This is a genomic window from Streptomyces bungoensis, assembly GCF_001514215.1.
In the GTDB taxonomy this organism is placed as follows: domain Bacteria; phylum Actinomycetota; class Actinomycetes; order Streptomycetales; family Streptomycetaceae; genus Streptomyces; species Streptomyces bungoensis.
The window spans coordinates 15,018-33,375 of the sequence record NZ_KQ948872.1 but is presented as its reverse complement, the minus strand read 5'-3'; the positions used below and the strand labels follow the sequence as shown (position 1 = coordinate 33,375).

The window sequence follows — 18,358 nt, the reverse complement described above, 5'->3', positions numbered from 1 at the left end:
GTGAAGGAACCATGCAGCGAGCAGCCCAGCGAGCCGACCGTGTCCACCACGACCAGCGCGCCAAGCGCCTCCGCCGTGCTCTTGTGTGCGCGGCAGCCGTTCCGGCGGTGCTGATCACGGCGGCCTGTTCCTCGGACTCCGGCGACTCCAAGGACAAGGGGAGCGGCGCCCAGCAGTCCGCGACCGCCGGTTCGAGCAAGTCGCCGTCGGCGAGCGCGTCCCCGACGGTGCAGGCCGCCGCGTACGGGAAGCTTCCCGGGCCGTGTGCGGTGCTGTCGAAGAAGACGCTGACCGATCTGGTGCCGAAGGCGAAGTCGGGCAAGACGGGCAGCAGTGACGCTCCCGCGACCCGTGGCTCCTGTTCCTGGAGCAGCCTGGACAACAACGGCGTCAAGGGCTCCCAGTTCCGCTGGCTGAACGTGTCCCTGCTGCGGTTCGACTCGGACGCCACTCGCGGTGCCGGTGACAAGCAGGCGCACGCGTACTTCACCCAGCAGGTCAAGGACGCGCAGAACGTGGACGGTGCGAAGAACGCCAAGGTGCTGCCGGTCTCCGGTGTGGGCGCGGAGGCGACGCTGGTGCGCTACGACCTGACGAAGAAGGAGGGCGCCTTCAAGCAGCAGACGATGGTCGCCCGGGTCGAGAACGTCGTCGTCACCCTGGACTACAACGGCGCCGGCCTCGCGGGGGAGAAGACTCCGGACGCCGACGGCCTGTCCAAGGACGCGCAGAGGGCCGCGAAGGAGGCGGTCGCCGCCGTCACGGCGGCCAACGGTGAAGGTTCTGCGCGGAGTTCGTCGTCGAAGGCGCCGGCCTCGCCGTCCGCGTCCGCCTCGAAGGCGCCGTCCAAGTCGGCGTCGGCGTCCCCGTCGTCGAGCGCGTCCCCGTCGAAGTCGGCCACGAAGAAGAACTGACCGGCATCACGTGCGCCGCACACGTGTGCCACTCTGTTGCGCGCACCAACACGCAATGGGAGGGGAGTACGAGTGGCCGCGCCACTGCAGCTGACTCGGATGCACCGCGTTCTCATCGGCGTGGTCGTGGCCGGCGCGCTGATCATCGCCGGTATCGGCTTCGCCGGTTCGTACGCGGCCGTCCGTGAGCTGGCCATCAAGAAGGGCTTCGGGAACTTCTCCTACGTGTTCCCGATCGGCATCGACGCGGGTATCTGCGTCCTGCTCTCCCTGGACCTGCTGCTGACCTGGATCCGCATCCCCTTCCCGTTGCTGCGCCAGACGGCCTGGCTGCTGACGGTGGCGACGATCGCGTTCAACGGTGCCGCCGCGTGGCCGGACCCGCTGGGTGTGGGCATGCACGCGGTGATCCCGGTCCTGTTCGTGGTCGCCGTGGAGGCGGCCCGGCACGCGATCGGCCGGATCGCGGACATCACGGCCGACAAGCACATGGAGGGCGTGCGCCTCACCCGCTGGCTGCTCTCCCCGGTGCCCACGTTCCTGCTGTGGCGCCGTATGAAGCTGTGGGAGCTGCGTTCCTACGAGCAGGTGATCAAGCTGGAGCAGGAGCGGCTGGTCTACCAGGCGCGGCTGCGCTCGCGGTTCGGCCGTGCCTGGCGCAGGAAGGCTCCGGTGGAGTCGTTGATGCCGCTGCGGCTGGCGCGGTACGGCGTTCCGCTGGCGGAGACGGCTCCGGCGGGCCTGGCGGCGGCGGGGATCGAGCCGGCGGTGGTCCCGGCGGTGGCCGCGGTGGGTCGTGCCGGTGGGGTGGCGCCGGTGCAGGCGCCGGTGCCCCTGCAGGCGTCGGCGCCCGCCGTCGAGCGGCGGCCCGAGCCGCCGGTGGACGAGGAGAGTCCGTGGTTCCAGGCTCCGCGGGAGATCGACTACCACGGCGGTTACGACCCCGCCTACGAGCCCGTGCCGGATCCGCAGTACGAGCCGGAGGAGCAGTACGAGGACTGGTACGAGGAGCAGCCTCCGGAGCAGTTCCAGCAGCCCTCCTCGGAGGAGACGGGCAGCTTCCCCATTCCGGTGGGCCCGAACCGCACCCGTGAGCTGGGTGAGGGCGGTGGGACGCCGGAGCCGGACGAGGAGGCGTACTACCAGGTGTTCCGGCAGTCGATCGACGGCAGCTACCCGACGCCGCGGGTCCTCGGCGACAACATCGAGGCGACGTACGGCACGACGCTGAGCCCGGGTGAGCTGAAGGAGCTCGCGGAGCGTTTCCAGCACCGGCATTCGGCGGAGCTGGAGGACGACCACATCGCGTGACGCGCCGGCCGGGCGTGGACGTGTGAGGAGGGGGCGCCCGGTGTGACCGGGCGCCCCCTCCTCGTCGCCTGCCTGCCCGTTCCCCTGCTCGTCTACTCGCCGAGGAGGGTCCGGACCCGCTCCTGGCCCACCGCGAGCAGCAGTGTGGGCAGGCGGGGGCCGGTGTCCCGCCCGACCAGCAGGTGGTAGAGGAGGGCGAAGAAGGACCGCTGGGCGGTCTTGATCTCGGGGGGCAGTTCCTTGGGCGTGGCGTCGGCGGAGAACCCGGCCTGGACCTTGGGGACGCCGTAGACGAGGTGGGTGAGCCCGTCGAGGGACCAGTGGTCGGCGAGCCCGTCGAGCAGCAGGCGCACGGACTGCTGGGAGGCCTCGTCGAGGGACTTCAGCAGGTCGACGTCGGGCTCGTCGCGCACGATGGTGCGCTGGTCGGCGGGGACGTGGGTGTTGATCCACGCCTCGGCCCGGTCGTAGCGGGGGCGGACCTCGTCCAGGGAGGCCAGCGGCTGCTCGGGGTCCAGTTCGGACAGGATCCGCAGCGCCTGGTCCTCGTGTCCGGCGGTGATGTCGGCGACGGAGGCGAGCGTGCGGTAGGGCAGCGGGCGCGCGGTCTTCGGCAGTTCGCCGGCGGCGGTGCCGACGGCCCGGGTGTGGGCGGCGACGTCGCCCGGCAGGGCCGTGCCGTCCGCGACCTTGGCGGCGAGCTTGTCCCACTCGTCGTAGAGCCGCTGGATCTCCTGGTCGAAGGCGATCTTGAAGGACTGGTTGGGCCTGCGGCGGGCGTAGAGCCAGCGCAGGAGCTGCGGCTCCATGATCTTCAGCGCGTCGGCCGGGGTGGGTACGCCGCCGCGCGAGGACGACATCTTGGCCATGCCGCTGATGCCGACGAAGGCGTACATCGGGCCGATGGGCTGCTCGCCGCCGAAGATCGGCACGATCTGCCCGCCGACCTGGAAGGAGGAGCCCGGGGAGGAGTGGTCGACGCCGCTCGGCTCGAAGACGACGCCCTCGTAGGCCCACCGCATCGGCCAGTCGACCTTCCAGACCAGCTTGCCGCGGTTGAACTCGCTGAGCCGTACGGTCTCGGCGAAGCCGCACGCGGTGCAGGTGTACGACAGCTCGGTGGTGTCGTCGTCGTAGGAGGTGACGGTCGTCAGGTCCTTCTCGCAGTTGCCGCAGTACGGCTTGTACGGGAAGTAGCCGGCGGAGCCGGAGCTGCCGTCGTCCTCGGAGGCGGCGCCGGATCCCTCCTCGGCCTCCAGTTCGGCCTCGTCGAGCGGCTTCTGCTGCTGGGGCTTCTTCGGGGCCTTCTTCGTGCGGTACTGGGCGAGGATCGCGTCGATGTCGCCGCGGTGCTTCATGGCGTGCAGGATCTGCTCGCGGTAGACGCCGGAGGTGTACTGCGCGGTCTGGCTGATGCCGTCGAACTCCACGCCGAGCTGGGCCAGCGACTCGGTCATCGCGGCCTTGAAGTGCTCGGCCCAGTTCGGGTGCGGCGAGCCCTGGGGCGCCGGGACGGAGGTCAGCGGCTTGCCGATGTGCTCGGCCCAGGAGTCGTCTACGCCCGCGATGCCCTGGGGCACCTTGCGGTAGCGGTCGTAGTCGTCCCAGGAGATCAGGTGCCTGACCTGGCGGCCGCGGCGGCGGATCTCGTCGGCGACCAGGTGCGGGGTCATGACCTCGCGGAGGTTGCCGAGGTGGATGGGCCCGGAGGGGGAGAGTCCGGACGCGACGACGACCGGTTTGCCCGGGGCACGGCGCTCCGACTCTTCGATGACCTCATCCGCGAAACGGGAGACCCAGTCGGTGGTCTCGGTGCTCTGAGCCACGATCGGCACGTCCTTCTTTCTGAACGGGTGACACTCCATTGTCACAGACCGGGATGCGACCGGGAAAACGGCTTTACCCGCCGTGGGATACTGGCTGGGACTATCCATTCCCACGAGGAGAACGGCACCCATTCCTATGGCCTCGGTCACGTCCCTCAGCGATTCCGTCCAGCAGCGCCTCGCGTCCGCCCTCTCGGCCACCCTGCCGGAGGCCGCCGGCGCGGACCCGCTGCTGCGACGAAGCGACCGGGCCGACTTCCAGGCCAACGGGATCCTGGCGCTGGCCAAGAAGGCGAAGGCGAACCCGCGGGAGCTGGCCGCGCGGGTCGTCTCCCAGGTGGCCACGGGTGACGTGATCGCGGACGTCGAGGTGTCCGGCCCCGGCTTCCTGAACGTGACGGTCGCGGACCGGGCGATCACCGGGAACCTGGCCGCGCGGTACGCGGACGACACGGGCCGCCTCGGCGTGCCGTTCGCCGCGGACCCGGGCACGACGGTGATCGACTACGCCCAGCCGAACGTGGCGAAGGAGATGCACGTCGGGCACCTGCGGTCGGCGGTGATCGGCGACTCGGTGGTGCAGCTGCTGGAGTTCACCGGCGAGAGCGTGGTGCGGCGCCACCACATCGGCGACTGGGGCACCCAGTTCGGCATGCTCATCCAGTACCTGGACGAGCACCCGCACGAGCTGGACCACAAGGACGCGCAGGTGACCGGTGAGGAGGCGATGTCCAACCTGGACCGCCTCTACAAGGCCGCGCGCAGGCTGTTCGACTCCGACGAGGAGTTCAAGACGCGGGCGCGGCGCCGGGTGGTCGACCTCCAGGCGGGCGACGAGCACACGCTGGCCATGTGGCAGCGGTTCGTGGACGAGTCGAAGATCTACTTCTTCTCCGTGTTCGAGAAGCTGGACATGGAGATCCGGGACGCGGACATCGTCGGCGAGTCGGGCTACAACGACATGCTCGCCGAGACGTGCCGCCTGCTGGAGGAGAAGGGCGTCGCGGTCCGCTCCGAGGGCGCCCTGTGCGTGTTCTTCGACGACGTCAAGGGCCCGGACGGCAAGCCGGTCCCGCTGATCGTGCAGAAGTCGGACGGCGGCTACGGCTACGCGGCGACCGACCTGTCGGCGATCCGCGACCGCGTGTTCAACCTGAAGGCGGACACGCTGCTGTACGTGGTGGACGCCCGTCAGTCGCTGCACTTCAAGATGGTCTTCGAGACGGCCCGCCGGGCCGGCTGGCTGAACGAGGACGTCAAGGCGCTGCAGCTGGCGTTCGGCACGGTGCTGGGCAAGGACGGCAAGCCGTTCAAGACGCGTGAGGGCGAGACGGTCCGGCTGGTCGACCTGCTGGACGAGGCCATCGAGCGCGCGTCGGCGGTGGTCCGGGAGAAGGCGCAGGACCTGTCCGAGGAGGAGATCGCCGAGCGGGGTGCCCAGGTGGGCATCGGCGCGGTGAAGTACGCGGACCTGTCGACGTCGGCGAACCGGGACTACAAGTTCGACCTGGACCAGATGGTCTCGCTGAACGGTGACACGTCCGTCTACCTGCAGTACGCCTACGCCCGTATCCGGTCCATCCTCCGCAAGGCCGGCGAGGCCCACCCGGTGGCCCATCCGGAGCTGGCCCTGACGGACGCCGAGCGGGCCCTGGGCCTGCACGCGGACGCCTTCGCGGAGACGGTGGCGGAGGCTGCGGCGGAGTACGCGCCGCACAAGCTGACGGCGTACCTGTACCAGCTGGCGTCGCTGTACACGTCGTTCTACGACAAGTGCCCGGTGCTGAAGGCGGAGTCCCCGGAGCAGGTGGAGAACCGCCTGTTCCTGTGCGACGTCACGGCCCGCACGCTGCACCGGGGCATGGCGCTGCTGGGCATCAGGACGCCCGAGAAGCTCTGACCACTCCGTACCCGACGACGTACCCACCCGCCGGACCCTGGCGCCGAGTTCCTACTCCGGCGCCAGGGTCCGGTGGCGTTCCGGGTCCGGGTGTCCCTGCGTGGTCCGGGCCTCTCCGCGCCGGCGCGGGTGCCGGCCGCGGGGCGCCCGGTGCGGCCACAGCAGGACGTACGCGGCGGAGCCGACCACGAAGGCCAGGCGGATGAGGCCGCGCGTGGCGTCGGACGGGACCAGCAGGGCGCTGCCGTACAGCGTGATGAGGGCGATCCAGCTGACCCAGGGGACCAGGCGGCGCTGGCCGATCGAGTCCCAGATCAGGGTGCCGAGGAGGACCGAGGCGTTGTAGTACGTGTACACGCTCGGGTCCAGCGCGATGCGCGCGTCGGCGGCGAGCAGCACGACCGCCGGCCAGCGTCCCCGCCGTACCGCGAGCGTGCCCAGGGTGACGCCCAGGGCCATCTGCGCGGGCCGGTCCCACCAGGGGGTGGCGGGGTCGTGCACCCCGAACCAGCGCAGGGACGAGGCCGGCTGGTTGGGGATGGTGAAGCGGGCCGCGGCCAGCGTGTCCAGGTGGGTGAGGTAGAAGGGCAGCCAGGCGGCGGCCACCAGGGCGATGACCCAGGCGGCCGAGCGCGTGCGGGCCGGGCGCTCCAGCGCGAGCAGGAGCGGCAGGAAGCCCACGGCCCACGGCTTGGAGTCGACGGCGAGGGCCAGGAGGACACCGACGGCGGTGGCGTTGCCGCGGACCAGGGCGCGGACGGCGAGCGTGGTGAAGAAGAGGGCCAGGACGTCGTCGAGGTGGGCGAAGCGGACGGCGACCTCCACCCACATGGGGATGAAGGCGGCTCCGGCGATCAGGACGCGCTGCTGCAGGCGCCGGTGGTTGAGGCCGGTGCCCCGGTTGTGGTCGGCGGCGGCGCGGCCGACCAGGACGAGCATGTAGAGGCCCAGGCCGGACATGAAGGCGTCGGCCAGCTTCTCGCCCAGTTCGGCCGGGAAGGGTGCGAAGAGCCCGGCGACCGCGAAGCTGACCGGGCCGATCTGGAGTTCGGGGTGGTTGGCGTAGAGGGCGAGGCCCCCGCCGGGCATCTGCTCGAAGAGCAGTCGCTGACCGGTCCTCAGGTAGTGCCAGGACACGGCTCCGTGGCGTTCGGCCACGACGAACCAGCCGGCCGTCCACAGGGTGAGCAGCACGATGTGCCACCGCACCGGGTAACGCCCGATCCGCACGTCCGCGTCCTTCCTTCACTGCACGGCACCCCTTGTGAAGAGGGGCTGCCGGGGCGGCGGGTTCATCGGGACGGCCGGCCGGTGGGATTGTCAGTGGCCGGCCTTACAGTCACCGGCATGGCGACTCTTCCGAACCCGCTGCCCAGGCTGGCCACCGACCCGAGCGGTCGTTCCCTGGGACTGCACCTGCCGCCCGGGCGGCTGGTCGACGTGACCGACGACGGCCCGTGGCACGAACCCCTGCTGTGGCACGCGGAGAAGCAGGCGGCGCCGGGGACCTGGAAGGCGCTGGGCGTGCCGGCGGCACGCGCGGGCCTGCTGCCGGTGCTCGTGGACCTGGCCGCCTCCGGCGGCGCCCTCGGGGACTGGGGGCTGCTGCCCGGCGCGATGTCGTACGCGGGCGACCACGACGCCGAGGATCTCCTGGCGGAGTACTGGGAGGACGAGGCGGTCTACGACGGGGCCGCCGAGGACCTCGCCCCGTTCGGGCCCGAGTGGCCGGGGCTCGCGCCGGCCGGTGTCCTGTCCGCGGACCCGGACACCCGCGCCGCCCAGGTCGCCGACGCGCTGCGGGGCGGCCGGGACGCGGTGATCGAGGAGCCGCACCTGGCCCTGGTGCCGGCGCGCCGGTCGGCCGACATACCCGCGGCGATCGGCTGGTCCGGCCCGGCGAACCACGAGGGTGACACGGGCCGGCTCTGCGCGGTGCTGCGCTCCTGGGAGGACCGGTTCGGCGTGCGGGTCGTGGCCCTCGGCCGGGACTGCCTGGTCGTGTCGGTGGCGGCCCCGCCCGCCACCGAGGAGGACGCCGAGGCGGTGGCGGCGGAGCACTTCGCGTTCTGCCCGGACACCGCCGTGGAGGAGGGCCCGCTGCGCGGGTACGCCAAGGACCTCGTCGGCAGCCCCACCTGGTCCTTCTGGTGGGACTGAGCGGGCCCGCCGGCCGGGGTCAGCCCTTGACCTTGTGCAACCGCAGGTTCCGGTTGACGAACAGGTGGACGTAGCCGCAGCGGTGGCAGATCAGCCGCGTCGCGGTCTCGTCCGCCCAGGCCCAGTTCATGAACTCCAGGCCGGTGCTGTCGAGCTTGACCCCCCGCTCACGGAACTGGTCGCCGCGGCAGACCTGGCAGGTGATCCACGTGTCCCCCAGCGAAGCCCGTACCGCCTTGGCCATGGCCGTCCTCCCTCCCCCGCGCCCGGCGCGGGGGCTCAGGCGGCGAGTCCCCGGCCCAGCCTGCGCAGGCCCTCCGCGATGTCCTCGGGGGTCTGGGTGACGAAGCAGAGGCGGAGGGTGGCGGGGTCGGGGGCGGCCGCGTAGAAGGGCGCGCCGGGGACGTACGCCACGTTCTGCTCGACCACCCGGGGCAGCAGCGCGGTGGTGTCGTACGGCTCCGGGAGCCGGACCCACAGGAACATGCCGCCCTCCGGGCGGCTCCACACCGATCCTGCCGGGAGTGTGCCGGGCAGGCCGGCCAGCATGGCGTCGCGGCGTTCGCCGTAGACGGCCCGGACCCGGGCCACGTGGGCGTCGAGGCCGTCCAGGTAGCGGGCCGCGGCGAGCTGGTTGAGGGTGGGCGTGTGCAGGTCCACGGCCTGCTTGGCCACCGCGCACGCCCGCCGCAGCGGCGCCGGGGCCCTGAGCCAGCCCAGGCGCAGGCCGGGGGCCATCACCTTGGAGAAGGAGCCGAGGAGGACCACGCGGTCCTCGGCGCCGGGGCAGGACGCGATCCAGGGGACGCGGGTGCCGTCGTAGCGGAGGTCGCCGTAGGGGTCGTCCTCGACGATCCACAGGCCCTCGCGGGCGGCGACGGCGGCGAGGGCCTCGCGGCGCGGCGCGGGCATCGTGCGGCCCGTGGGGTTCTGGAACGTGGGGACCAGGTAGAGCAGCTTCGGGCGCTCGCGCCGGACCGCCTCTTCGAGTGCCTGGGGGTCCACGCCGTCCTCGTCGCCCGGCACCGCCACCACGCGCGCGCCCGCCAGGGCGAACACCTGGAGCGCCGCGAGGTAGCAGGGGTTCTCGACGAGGACCGTGTCCCCGGGTTCCAGCAGGGCGGTCGCGAGCAGCGACAGGGCCTGCTGGGAGCCGGTGGTGACGAGGAGGTCGTCGGCGGCGGTCGGCAGGCCCTGGGCGGTGACCCGGGCCGCGAGGCCCGCCCGCAGCACCGGCTCGCCCTCGGTCGTGGAGTACTGCAGGGCCCGTGCCGGGGCGTCCGCCAGCACCTCGTGGAACGCGGCCGCGATGCCCTGCCGGTCGAACAGCTCGGGCGCGGGCAGGCCACCCGCGAAGTTGATCACCTCGGGGCGGGCGGTGACGGCGAGGATGTCCCGCACGGGCGAGCCCGCCACCGTACGGGCGCGGGCGGCCAGCGGCGGGAGCGGGGCGCGGGTCGGTGCGGCTCCGGCGACGGTCATGGCACGGCTCTCCTCGGGCTGCGGGACGGCGTCTGCCCGGCAGCCTAGGGAAGTACGTGCCGTCTACACCGAGGGGTTTCGGCATGCGGACGCCGGGGCGGCCGCATGCCGTCGCGCGGCGGCTAGCGCAGCGTCCGGGCCACCTCGGTGGCCCAGTAGGTGAGGATGGTGCGGGCGCCGGCGCGCTTGATGCCGGTCAGGGTCTCGAGGATGGCGCGGTCGCGGTCGATCCAGCCCTTCTCGGCGGCGGCCTCGATCATCGAGTACTCGCCGGAGATCTGGTAGGCGGCGACCGGCACGTCCACGGCGTCCGCGACCCGGGCGAGGATGTCGAGGTAGGGCCCGGCGGGCTTGACCATCACCATGTCGGCGCCCTCGGCCAGGTCCAGCTCCAGTTCCCGCAGCGACTCACGCCAGTTGGCGGGGTCCTGCTGGTAGGTCTTCCGGTCGCCCTGGAGGGAGGAGGCGACGGCCTCGCGGAAGGGGCCGTAGAAGGCGGAGGAGTACTTGGCGGTGTAGGCGAGGATCGCGACGTCCTCCCGCCCGATCTGGTCGAGCGCGTCCCGGATGACCCCGATCTGCCCGTCCATCATCCCGCTGGGCCCGACGACGTGGGCACCGGCGTCCGCCTGCACCTGCGCCATCTCGGCGTACCGCTCGAGGGTGGCGTCGTTGTCGACGCGCCCCTGCTCGTCGAGCACACCGCAGTGCCCGTGGTCGGTGAACTCGTCCAGGCACAGGTCGGACATGACGAGCAGCTCGTCCCCGACCTCGGCCCGCACGTCGCGCAGCGCGACCTGCAGGATGCCGTCCGGGTCGGTCCCCGCCGTGCCCTGGGCGTCCTTCTTCGCGTCCTCCGGCACGCCGAACAGCATGATCCCGGAGATCCCGGCCTCCACCGCCTCGGCCGCGGCCTTCTTCAGGCTGTCCCGCGAGTGCTGCAGGACACCCGGCATGGCCGCGATGGGCACCGGCTCGCTCACGCCCTCCCGGACGAACGCCGGGAGGATGAGATCGGCGGGGTGCAGCCGGGTCTCGGCGACCATACGGCGCATGACGGGCGTGGTGCGCAGCCGACGAGGACGCGTACCGGGGAAGGATCCGTACTTCGTCATGCCTTCTACGCTACGCCCGCCCCGTGCGTGTCTTTGCCGACGTGGTGTCGACGCGGGTGCGGCGGAAAAAGGCCGGGCGCCGTGACGCCCCGCACTGCTAGCTTACGGTCGACCGTGACGTCACCGGAGGAGGTGAGACCCCGTGAACGCAGTTTCCGTGTGGGTGCTCCCCCTTTCCTCACGGCCGGGCGACTGACGCGGGTGTCGCCGGGAGCGCCTCGACGAACAGGCACTCCCGAAGGGCAACACCCCATGAACTCTCTTGACTTCACCGCCGAGACCTCGGCGAACGGCGTTCGTGAACGCGACTTCACCGTGGGCGGCGTCCCCGGTGTCCTCTGGTCCCCCGCGTCGGGCGCCGAGCGCGCCCCCCTGGTGCTGCTGGGGCACGGCGGCGGCACCCACAAGAAGTGGCCGGCGATGACGGGCCGCGCGCAGCGCATCGTGACCGACTGCGGCTTCCACGTCGCCTGCATCGACGCGCCCGGCCACGGCGGCCGGCCGCGCACGGCGCACGACGAGCGGGAGATCGCCGTCATGCAGCGGGCCATGGCGGCGGGCGAACCGGTCGGCCCGGTCGTCGTCCGCTTCAACGCCCACCTGGCCGAGCGCGCCGTACCGGAGTGGCAGGGCGCCCTGGACGCACTCCAGCGGCTGCCGGAGATCGGCGCCGAGGGGCCGGTCGGCTACTACGGCCTCAGCATGGGCACCGCCATCGGCGTGCCCCTCGTGGCGGCCGACCCCCGGATCACCGCCGCGGTCTTCGGCCTGTTCTGGCCCGACCCGCTGGCCGAGACGGCCCGGCGCATCACCGTCCCGGTCGAGTTCCACCTCCAGTGGGACGACGAGCACATCCCGCGCGAGTCCGGTCTCGCGCTCTTCGACGCCTTCGCCTCGAAGGAGAAGACCCTGCACGCCAACACGGGCGGCCACAAGGAAGTCCCCCGCTTCGAGGCGGACAGCGCGGCCCGCTTCTTCACCCGGCACCTGGGCGGGGCGGTGAGGGCGTCGGCCTGACGTGAGGGGGTTGCCGGCGCCCGGCCGCGGGTCGGGCGCCGGCACCCCCACGGGCGGAGCGGGGACGACCCGCCGTCGGCCGTCGGGAGCCGGGAGGCCGGCTGCCCGGAGGCCGCATTCGGGGGCATAGCGGAGCGCCGATACCAAGTCTTTGCGCTCCCCTGGCCGTTGCTGGAGCCGCACGACTCCCCAGCGTTCTACGCGCGTGGTGTCATGCACGCGCCACCCCACCTCCCCCTGCGTCCGACAGGAGTCCCGCATGCTGCGGAAGGCCTTCACCCGTGCGGCCGTCGCCCTGACCGCCGGCGCCGCCGTCGTCATCACCGCCGTCCCCGCGAACGCCGCGAGCTACTCCGCGTTCAGCTTCTCCCAGAGCGGCAGCCAGCCCACCATCTACGACTTCATCAACTCGGCCACCACCAAGCTCGACATGACGATGTACGAGCTGGAGGACACGACCGCCGTCAACGACCTCATAGCCCTGAGGAACAAGGGCGTCACGGTCCGGGTGATCCTCGACCGCCAGCACAAGACCGCGAACGACTCGGCGTACACGTCCCTGACGAACGCCGGCATAGGCGTCGTGTGGTCCTCCTCCGCCTTCGTCTACACCCACCAGAAGACGATCACGGTGGACGGCGTGAAGTCCCTGGTCATGACGGGGAACCTGACCGCCCAGTACTACACGACCAGCCGGGACTACGGCGTCTTCACCGACGACACACGGGACGTCGCCGCGATCGAGAAGGTCTTCAACGCCGACTACACGGCCACCTCGGTCACCCCCACCGACGGCGACCACCTCCTGTGGTCCCCCAACGACTCCCGCAACCGCCTGGTCTCCTTCATCAACTCCGCGACCACGACGCTCGACGTGGAGGAACTGGAGTTCAGCGACAGCACGGTGGTCAACGCGATCGTGGCGCGCGCCCAGGCGGGCGTGAAGGTCCGCGTGGTCCTGGAGAACCCCTCCAGCTACTCCAGCCAGGTCGCCGCCGTCAAGGCGGCCGGCGGCACCGTCGTCGGTTACTCGGACCCCAACGGCTTCTACATCCACGCCAAGGCCATGGTCGCCGACTACGGCCTGGCCACCCAGGAGGTCGAGGCCGGCTCCATGAACATCAGCAGCAACTCCCTCAGCAACAACCGGGAGCTGGGCATCATCCTCACCGGCACGGGCGTCGCCGAACCGGTGGCGCAGACCGTCGAGACGACGTTCGGCAGTGACTACGCGGGCGGTACGGCGGCGTAGTCGAAGCGCGGCGGGCGGGTGCCGGCCCGGCACCCGCCCCTCCCGCTCAGCGCCGGCCGAACCCCGCGAGCACCCGATCGACGATTTCCTTCCTGTCGTTGGCGCGGAACAGCCCGGACCGGTACTCCTCCAGTCGGCGCACGACACTGAGCGGCACCTGCTCCGCCGCCATGTCGTCCACGCACCTGCCGACGGCCTGAAGCGCCCAGTACTGGCTGAAGGGGAGCGGTTCGCCGGTCGCCGCGTCCACCAGCGCGTCGAGCCGCTCCGGCTCGGGCATGGCATACAGCCGCGCGTAGGCGGCCAGTCGCAGTCCGGCGTCCTCGGAGCCGAGCAGCTCACCGGCGTCGAACTCACGCACCCGCTGCGTCGCGCGCACCATGCGGGTGAAGATCTGGTCCATCCGGTGGTTCCGCGCAGGACCGCTGCGCTGCCGCAGCCGTACGTTCACGTACTCGGCGGCCAGGTCCCGCACCGTGTCCCAGGCGGCGGTGTCGTCCACGGCCCCGCCCTCGGGACCGTCCCCGACGAGCGCCGCGTTCGCGGTCCGCTGGACGGCCTCGATCCGGCGCTCGATGTCCCGGAACTCGATCCTCCCGATGCCCGGCACCTCGATACTCCGGAACAACTCCCCGAGCCACGGCACGACGGCCACCACCAGCAGCATCACCGTGACACCGTCGATCCGCAGATCGGGCGCCAGCACATGTACGACGGCGAGCCCCGCACCGACGCAGGTCAGCACCACCGCCCCGGCGCGACGCCGTAACCAGCGTGTTGCGCCACCACGCCGTCGATCTCCCCCATCCATGCCGGTCAGCATCGCAGACGCGCGATGACGAAGAAGGCGAATTCAGTCAGGAGTTGCCCCAGGGACGCAGTGGGCAGGTGTCCCAGGAGAAGCGGCGTAGTCGCGCCTGCGCGACGTGCTCGGCCGTGTTGCCGGAGTCGACGTTCGTCCAGCGGCCCCGGCTGCGTCGAGGTGGCCGCCCCGGACGAGACCCACGTCCTCGTCCGCGACTCCTGCCGTAAACCTCCGGGCGCTGACACCCGAGCGACCGGCCACACTCACGTACCGTCACGGACGAGCACCGCGTTCGCCGCCGTCGTTGTCCTCCAGCAGTTCCCGGACACGGCGCACCAGGGCCTGCCGGACGGCCTCCGGACCCAGGACCCGCAGGGGCGTGGCCAGGCCGAGGAGGTAGCCGGCGAGTCCGTCCGCGTCGGGGCCGCCGACCTCGACGATCGTGGCCTCGGGGCCGTCGGGACGGTGCGTGCCGACCGTCGCCGGGATCAGCCGCAGCGCCCGGTCCATGGGCAGCGGGAGCCGGATCGTCGCGCTCAGCGGGTAGGGGCCGTTCGCGGTGGAACGGGACACGAGCCGGGCCGGGTCGGGAGGGTCGGCCAGTTCCACCGGACGTCCGGTCGGCTGGAGCCGCACGACCCGGTCGGCCCGGAACGTACGCCATTGGTTCCGTGCCACGTCCCGGGCGACGAAGTACCACCGGCGCCCGGTGTGGACGAGGCGGTAGGGGTCGACCTCCCGGACGGTGGCCCTGCCCTTCCCGTCCTGGTACGACAGGCGGGCCCGTTCGCCCCTGCGGCAGGCGGCGGCCAGTTCCAGCAGCGTCCCGGGCGTGATCTGCGGCTCGCTCGGTCTGGGCGTGTGCACGAACGCCGCGTCCATCTCCGCCAGCCGCTCCGCGATCCGCCCGGGCAGCACCTGACGCAACTTCAGCAGAGCCGACAGCGCGGCCTGATCTCCGCCGAGAGCACCGCTGAGCGCCGCCTCGCGCAGCCCGACGGCCACGGCGAGGGCCTCCTCGTCGTCCAGGATCAGCGGGGGCACCCGGGATCCGGCGCGCAGCCGGTAGCCGCCCCACGGCCCCGGATCGGACTCGACGACGTAGCCGATCTCCCGGAGCCTGGCGACGTCCCGCCGCACCGTGCGCTCGGTGACCCCCGTCCGCTCGGCCAGCTCGGCGCAGGTCCACGACGGGCGGGCGGCCAGTACGGAGACCAGCCGAAGCAGACGGGCGGAGGCGCTGATCACGTTTCGGAAGTCTTCCACAGGCATCCACAGACCAGGACCGCACAAACCAGGACCGGAACTGTCCTGGTCCCGTCATACGGTCGTCGCCATGAGCGCTGAGAACAGCAACCCGGCACCCGCCTTCCGCTACGCGGCCGTCACCTTCGACTGCCCGGACCCCGCCGAACTGGCCCGCTTCTACGGCGACGCCCTCGGTCTGCCCGTCGCCTTCTCCACCGACGACTTCGTCCTGCTCGGCCAGGACGGAGCGGCGGGACTGGGCTTCAACAGGCTGGCGGACTACCGGCGCCCCACCTGGCCGGACCCCGCCCAGGAGAAGCAGGCCCACCTCGAACTGGGCGTCGACGACCTGGACGACGCCGAGACCCACCTGCTGTCCCTGGGCGCCGTCAAGCCCGGCCACCAGCCGGACCCCGACCGCTGGCGGGTCCTCCTCGACCCCGCCGGCCACCCGTTCTGCATCACCACCCTGGTCTGATCGCGACAACACCCGGGCCGGGCCGCCGCACGACCGGATCGAGAACGCCCGTAGGGGTGCTCCAGGAACCGGAGCACCCCTACGGGCGGCGTCGTACTCGCCGGATCAGGTCGTGGACCGACGCCTCCGCGCCCCCGGCCGCCGCTCGCTGGGCCGGGTCACCGGATCCCCGGCCTCCAAGGCCGCAGCCCGCCGCTTCATGCCGAAGTCGGCCAGCGCCTCCGCCAGCTTGTGGACGGACGGTTCCGGGGCCATGACGTCGACGCGCAGGCCGTGCTCCTCGGCCGTCTTGGCCGTGGCCGGGCCGATGCACGCGATCACCGTGACGTTGTGCGGCTTGCCGGCGATGCCGACCAGGTTGCGGACCGTCGACGACGACGTGAAGAGCACCGCGTCGAAGCCGCCGCCCTTGATGGCCTCGCGGGTCTCCGCCGGGGGCGGCGAGGCACGGACCGTGCGGTAGGCCGTGACGTCGTCGACCTCCCAGCCCAGCTCGATCAGGCCCGCCACCAGGGTCTCGGTGGCGATGTCGGCGCGCGGCAGGAAGACGCGGTCGATCGGGTCGAACACCGGGTCGTACGGCGGCCAGTCCTCCAGGAGGCCCGCCGCGGACTGCTCGCCGCTCGGCACCAGGTCCGGCTTCACACCGAAGGCGATCAGGGCCTTGGCCGTCTGCTCGCCCACCGCCGCGACCTTGATGCCGGCGAAGGCACGCGCGTCGAGGCCGTACTCCTCGAACTTCTCGCGGACCGCCTTCACCGCGTTGACCGACGTGAACGCGATCCACTCGTAGCGGCCGGTCACCAGGCCCTTGACGGCACGTTCCATCTGCTGCGGGGTGCGCGGGGGCTCCACCGCGATCGTGGGCACCTCGTGCGGCACGGCGCCGTAGGAGCGCAACTGGTCGGAGAGCGACGCCGCCTGCTCCTTCGTGCGCGGGACGAGCACCTTCCAGCCGAACAGCGGCTTGGACTCGAACCACGACAGCTGGTCGCGCCGGGCGGGGGCGGAGTGCTCGCCGACCACGGCTATCACCGGCCGCCCGCCGTCCGGGGACGGCAGGACCTTGGCCTGCTTCAGGGTCTGCGCGATCGTGCCGAGCGTCGCCGTCCAGGTGCGCTGGCGGGTCGTCGTACCGGCGACGGTCACCGACAGGGGGGTGTCGGGCTTGCGGCCCGCGGACACCAGTTCACCGGCCGCGGCGGCCACCGCGTCCAGCGTCGTGGAGACCACCACCGTGCCGTCGGACGCGCCCACCTCGGCCCAGCAGCGGTCGGAGGCGGTGCGGGCGTCGACGAAGCGGACGTCCGCGCCGTGCGGGTCGCGCAGCGGCACACCGGCGTACGCCGGCACGCCGACCGCGGCGGCCACGCCCGGTACGACCTCGAAGGGCACACCGGCGGCGGCGCAGGCGAGCATTTCCTCGGCGGCGTACGTATCAAGTCCCGGGTCCCCGGACACCGCACGGACGACCCGCCTGCCGCCCCGCGCGGCCTCCATGACAAGATGAGCGGCATCCCGGGCAGCGGCCGGGACAGCGGCGGGTGTTGACGTGCCGTCAACGACCGTCAGCTGGGGCGTGCCCGTGCCCGGCGGCGAGACCGAAGAGGGGTCGTCCGTCGGCACGACGGAGACGCCCTGCCGGGCGTGCGTCCGGATCACGTCGAGCACCTCGTGCTCGGCGACCAGGACGTCCGCGTTCGACAGCGCCTCCACGGCGCGCAGAGTCAGCAGTCCCGGATCCCCGGGTCCGGCACCGAGGAAGGTGACGTGCCCGTGTTCCGGACCGGCGGCGGGAAGGGTGGTGGGGCTCACTGTGCTCGCTCCCCCATCAGACCGGCCGCGCCCTGGGCGAGCATCTCGGAGGCGAGTTCACGCCCGAGTGCCGTCGCCCCGTCGTGTGTCCGGGGCACGGGACCGGTGGTGGACAGCTGCACCATGCAGGTGCCGTCGGTCGTGCCGACGACGCCGCGCAGGCGCATTTCCTTGACAGACTGCCCGTCGGCCTGGGGGTCCCCCCGCTCGAGCGGAGCCGAGAGTGGGGGAAAGTCGGCCAGCGCGCCCACCGGGGCGCTGCAGCCGGCCTCCAGGGCGGCGAGCAGTGACCGTTCGGCGGTCACGGCGGCCCGCGTGAACGGGTCGTCGAGCTCACCGAGCGCGGCGACGAGGTCCGCGTGGTCCGCGGCACACTCGATCGCCAGGGCCCCCTGGCCGGGGGCGGGCAAAACCGTGTCGACCGACAGGAAGTCGGTCACCTCGTCGGAGCGGCCGATGCGGTTGAGGCCGGCCGCGGCCAGCACCACCGCGTCCAGCTCGCCGGCGTGCACGAAGCCGATCCGGGTGTCGACGTTGCCCCGTATCGGGACCGTCTCTATGTCCAGGCCGTGCGTGCGGGCGTACGCGTTCAGCTGCGCCATGCGGCGCGGGGAACCCGTGCCGATGCGGGCGCCGCGCGGCAGGTCCGTGAACTTCAGCGCGTCGCGCGCGACGATCACGTCGCGGGGGTCCTCGCGCTCCGGTACGGCGGCCAGGACCAGCTCCTCGGGCTGCGTGGTCGGCAGGTCCTTGAGCGAATGAACCGCGAAGTCGACCTCGCCCCGCACCAGCGCGTCGCGCAGCGCCGTGACGAACACGCCGGTGCCGCCGATCTGCGTCAGGTGCGATCGGTCGACGTCGCCGTGCGTGGTGATCTCGACCAGCTCGACGGGCCGCCCGGTCACCCGGCGGACGGCCTCCGCCACCTGGCCGGACTGGGCCATGGCGAGCTTGCTCCGCCTGGTCCCCAGTCGCAACGCCCCATTGTCGTGTGTTCGCCTTCGGGGCGCTCCAGCCGGTGTCGAGAACCCGACC

At 72.1% G+C, this 18,358-nt stretch carries 16 protein-coding genes; 7 read left to right on the top strand and 9 right to left on the bottom strand.

Features of this window, described 5'->3' with window-relative positions; translation table 11 throughout:
• Positions 1 to 11 precede the first annotated feature (11 nt).
• Both AQJ66_RS31375 and AQJ66_RS31370 read left to right on the top strand, forming a co-directional pair.
• Positions 12 to 914 (top strand): DUF3558 family protein, encoded by a 903-nt coding sequence (locus tag AQJ66_RS31375; protein ID WP_208611494.1) that lies wholly within the window; start codon positions 12 to 14, stop codon positions 912 to 914.
• Positions 915 to 1,013: 99 nt separating this feature from the next.
• Positions 1,014 to 2,225: a DUF2637 domain-containing protein gene (locus tag AQJ66_RS31370; protein ID WP_061928730.1), complete on the top strand. Its 1,212-nt coding sequence runs from the start codon at positions 1,014 to 1,016 to the stop codon at positions 2,223 to 2,225.
• A 92-nt stretch (positions 2,226 to 2,317) separates the two neighbouring features.
• Here AQJ66_RS31370 and lysS read toward each other — a convergent pair whose 3' ends face one another.
• Positions 2,318 to 4,060, bottom strand: a complete 1,743-nt coding sequence (gene lysS / locus AQJ66_RS31365) for a lysine--tRNA ligase (protein ID WP_061928729.1) — start codon at positions 4,058 to 4,060, stop codon at positions 2,318 to 2,320.
• Between the two features lie 127 nt (positions 4,061 to 4,187).
• Here lysS and argS point away from each other — a divergent pair, with 127 nt between their 5' ends.
• Positions 4,188 to 5,951, top strand: a complete 1,764-nt coding sequence (gene argS / locus AQJ66_RS31360) for an arginine--tRNA ligase (RefSeq protein WP_061928727.1) — start codon at positions 4,188 to 4,190, stop codon at positions 5,949 to 5,951.
• Between the two features lie 51 nt (positions 5,952 to 6,002).
• Here the strand turns inward: argS and AQJ66_RS31355 are convergent, their stop codons facing one another.
• A complete protein-coding gene (locus AQJ66_RS31355; protein ID WP_244162986.1) occupies positions 6,003 to 7,181 on the bottom strand; it encodes a hypothetical protein in 1,179 nt (392 codons plus the stop codon).
• A 117-nt stretch (positions 7,182 to 7,298) separates the two neighbouring features.
• Between AQJ66_RS31355 and AQJ66_RS31350 the strand changes: the two genes are divergently transcribed.
• Complete coding sequence (locus AQJ66_RS31350) at positions 7,299 to 8,111, top strand: DUF4253 domain-containing protein (RefSeq protein ID WP_061928725.1); 813 nt, start codon at positions 7,299 to 7,301, stop codon at positions 8,109 to 8,111.
• Between the two features lie 19 nt (positions 8,112 to 8,130).
• Here the strand turns inward: AQJ66_RS31350 and AQJ66_RS31345 are convergent, their stop codons facing one another.
• From AQJ66_RS31345 to hemB, 3 genes are all read right to left on the bottom strand, one after another.
• Positions 8,131 to 8,355, bottom strand: a complete 225-nt coding sequence (locus AQJ66_RS31345) for a hypothetical protein (RefSeq protein WP_061928723.1) — start codon at positions 8,353 to 8,355, stop codon at positions 8,131 to 8,133.
• A 35-nt stretch (positions 8,356 to 8,390) separates the two neighbouring features.
• On the bottom strand, positions 8,391 to 9,593 hold the full coding sequence (locus AQJ66_RS31340; RefSeq protein ID WP_061928721.1) for an aminotransferase-like domain-containing protein: 1,203 nt from the start codon (positions 9,591 to 9,593) through the stop codon (positions 8,391 to 8,393).
• 122 nt (positions 9,594 to 9,715) lie between these two features.
• Complete coding sequence (hemB, locus tag AQJ66_RS31335) at positions 9,716 to 10,708, bottom strand: porphobilinogen synthase (protein WP_061928719.1); 993 nt, start codon at positions 10,706 to 10,708, stop codon at positions 9,716 to 9,718.
• Between the two features lie 252 nt (positions 10,709 to 10,960).
• On the opposite strand from hemB, the gene AQJ66_RS31330 reads away from it, so the two are divergent.
• The gene (locus AQJ66_RS31330) at positions 10,961 to 11,725 is read left to right on the top strand and encodes a dienelactone hydrolase family protein (RefSeq protein WP_061928717.1); all 765 of its coding nucleotides are present in this window, start codon (positions 10,961 to 10,963) and stop codon (positions 11,723 to 11,725) included.
• A 259-nt stretch (positions 11,726 to 11,984) separates the two neighbouring features.
• Positions 11,985 to 12,977, top strand: a complete 993-nt coding sequence (locus tag AQJ66_RS31325; protein WP_061928715.1) for a phospholipase D-like domain-containing protein — start codon at positions 11,985 to 11,987, stop codon at positions 12,975 to 12,977.
• Between the two features lie 46 nt (positions 12,978 to 13,023).
• Here AQJ66_RS31325 and AQJ66_RS31320 read toward each other — a convergent pair whose 3' ends face one another.
• Both AQJ66_RS31320 and AQJ66_RS31315 read right to left on the bottom strand, forming a co-directional pair.
• Positions 13,024 to 13,722 carry a hypothetical protein gene (locus AQJ66_RS31320; RefSeq protein WP_159052670.1) on the bottom strand — a complete coding sequence of 233 codons (699 nt, stop codon included), beginning with the start codon at positions 13,720 to 13,722 and terminating at the stop codon, positions 13,024 to 13,026.
• 333 nt (positions 13,723 to 14,055) lie between these two features.
• The gene (locus tag AQJ66_RS31315; protein ID WP_061928711.1) at positions 14,056 to 15,030 is read right to left on the bottom strand and encodes a helix-turn-helix transcriptional regulator; all 975 of its coding nucleotides are present in this window, start codon (positions 15,028 to 15,030) and stop codon (positions 14,056 to 14,058) included.
• Between the two features lie 88 nt (positions 15,031 to 15,118).
• On the opposite strand from AQJ66_RS31315, the gene AQJ66_RS31310 reads away from it, so the two are divergent.
• Positions 15,119 to 15,508, top strand: a complete 390-nt coding sequence (locus AQJ66_RS31310) for a VOC family protein (RefSeq protein ID WP_061928709.1) — start codon at positions 15,119 to 15,121, stop codon at positions 15,506 to 15,508.
• Positions 15,509 to 15,613: 105 nt separating this feature from the next.
• Here the strand turns inward: AQJ66_RS31310 and AQJ66_RS31305 are convergent, their stop codons facing one another.
• On the bottom strand, positions 15,614 to 17,323 hold the full coding sequence (locus AQJ66_RS31305; RefSeq protein WP_061928707.1) for a bifunctional uroporphyrinogen-III C-methyltransferase/uroporphyrinogen-III synthase: 1,710 nt from the start codon (positions 17,321 to 17,323) through the stop codon (positions 15,614 to 15,616).
• A complete protein-coding gene (gene hemC / locus AQJ66_RS31300; protein WP_079060534.1) occupies positions 17,320 to 18,300 on the bottom strand; it encodes a hydroxymethylbilane synthase in 981 nt (326 codons plus the stop codon). Before hemC ends, AQJ66_RS31305 begins: the two co-directional genes overlap by 4 nt.
• Positions 18,301 to 18,358 lie beyond the last annotated feature (58 nt).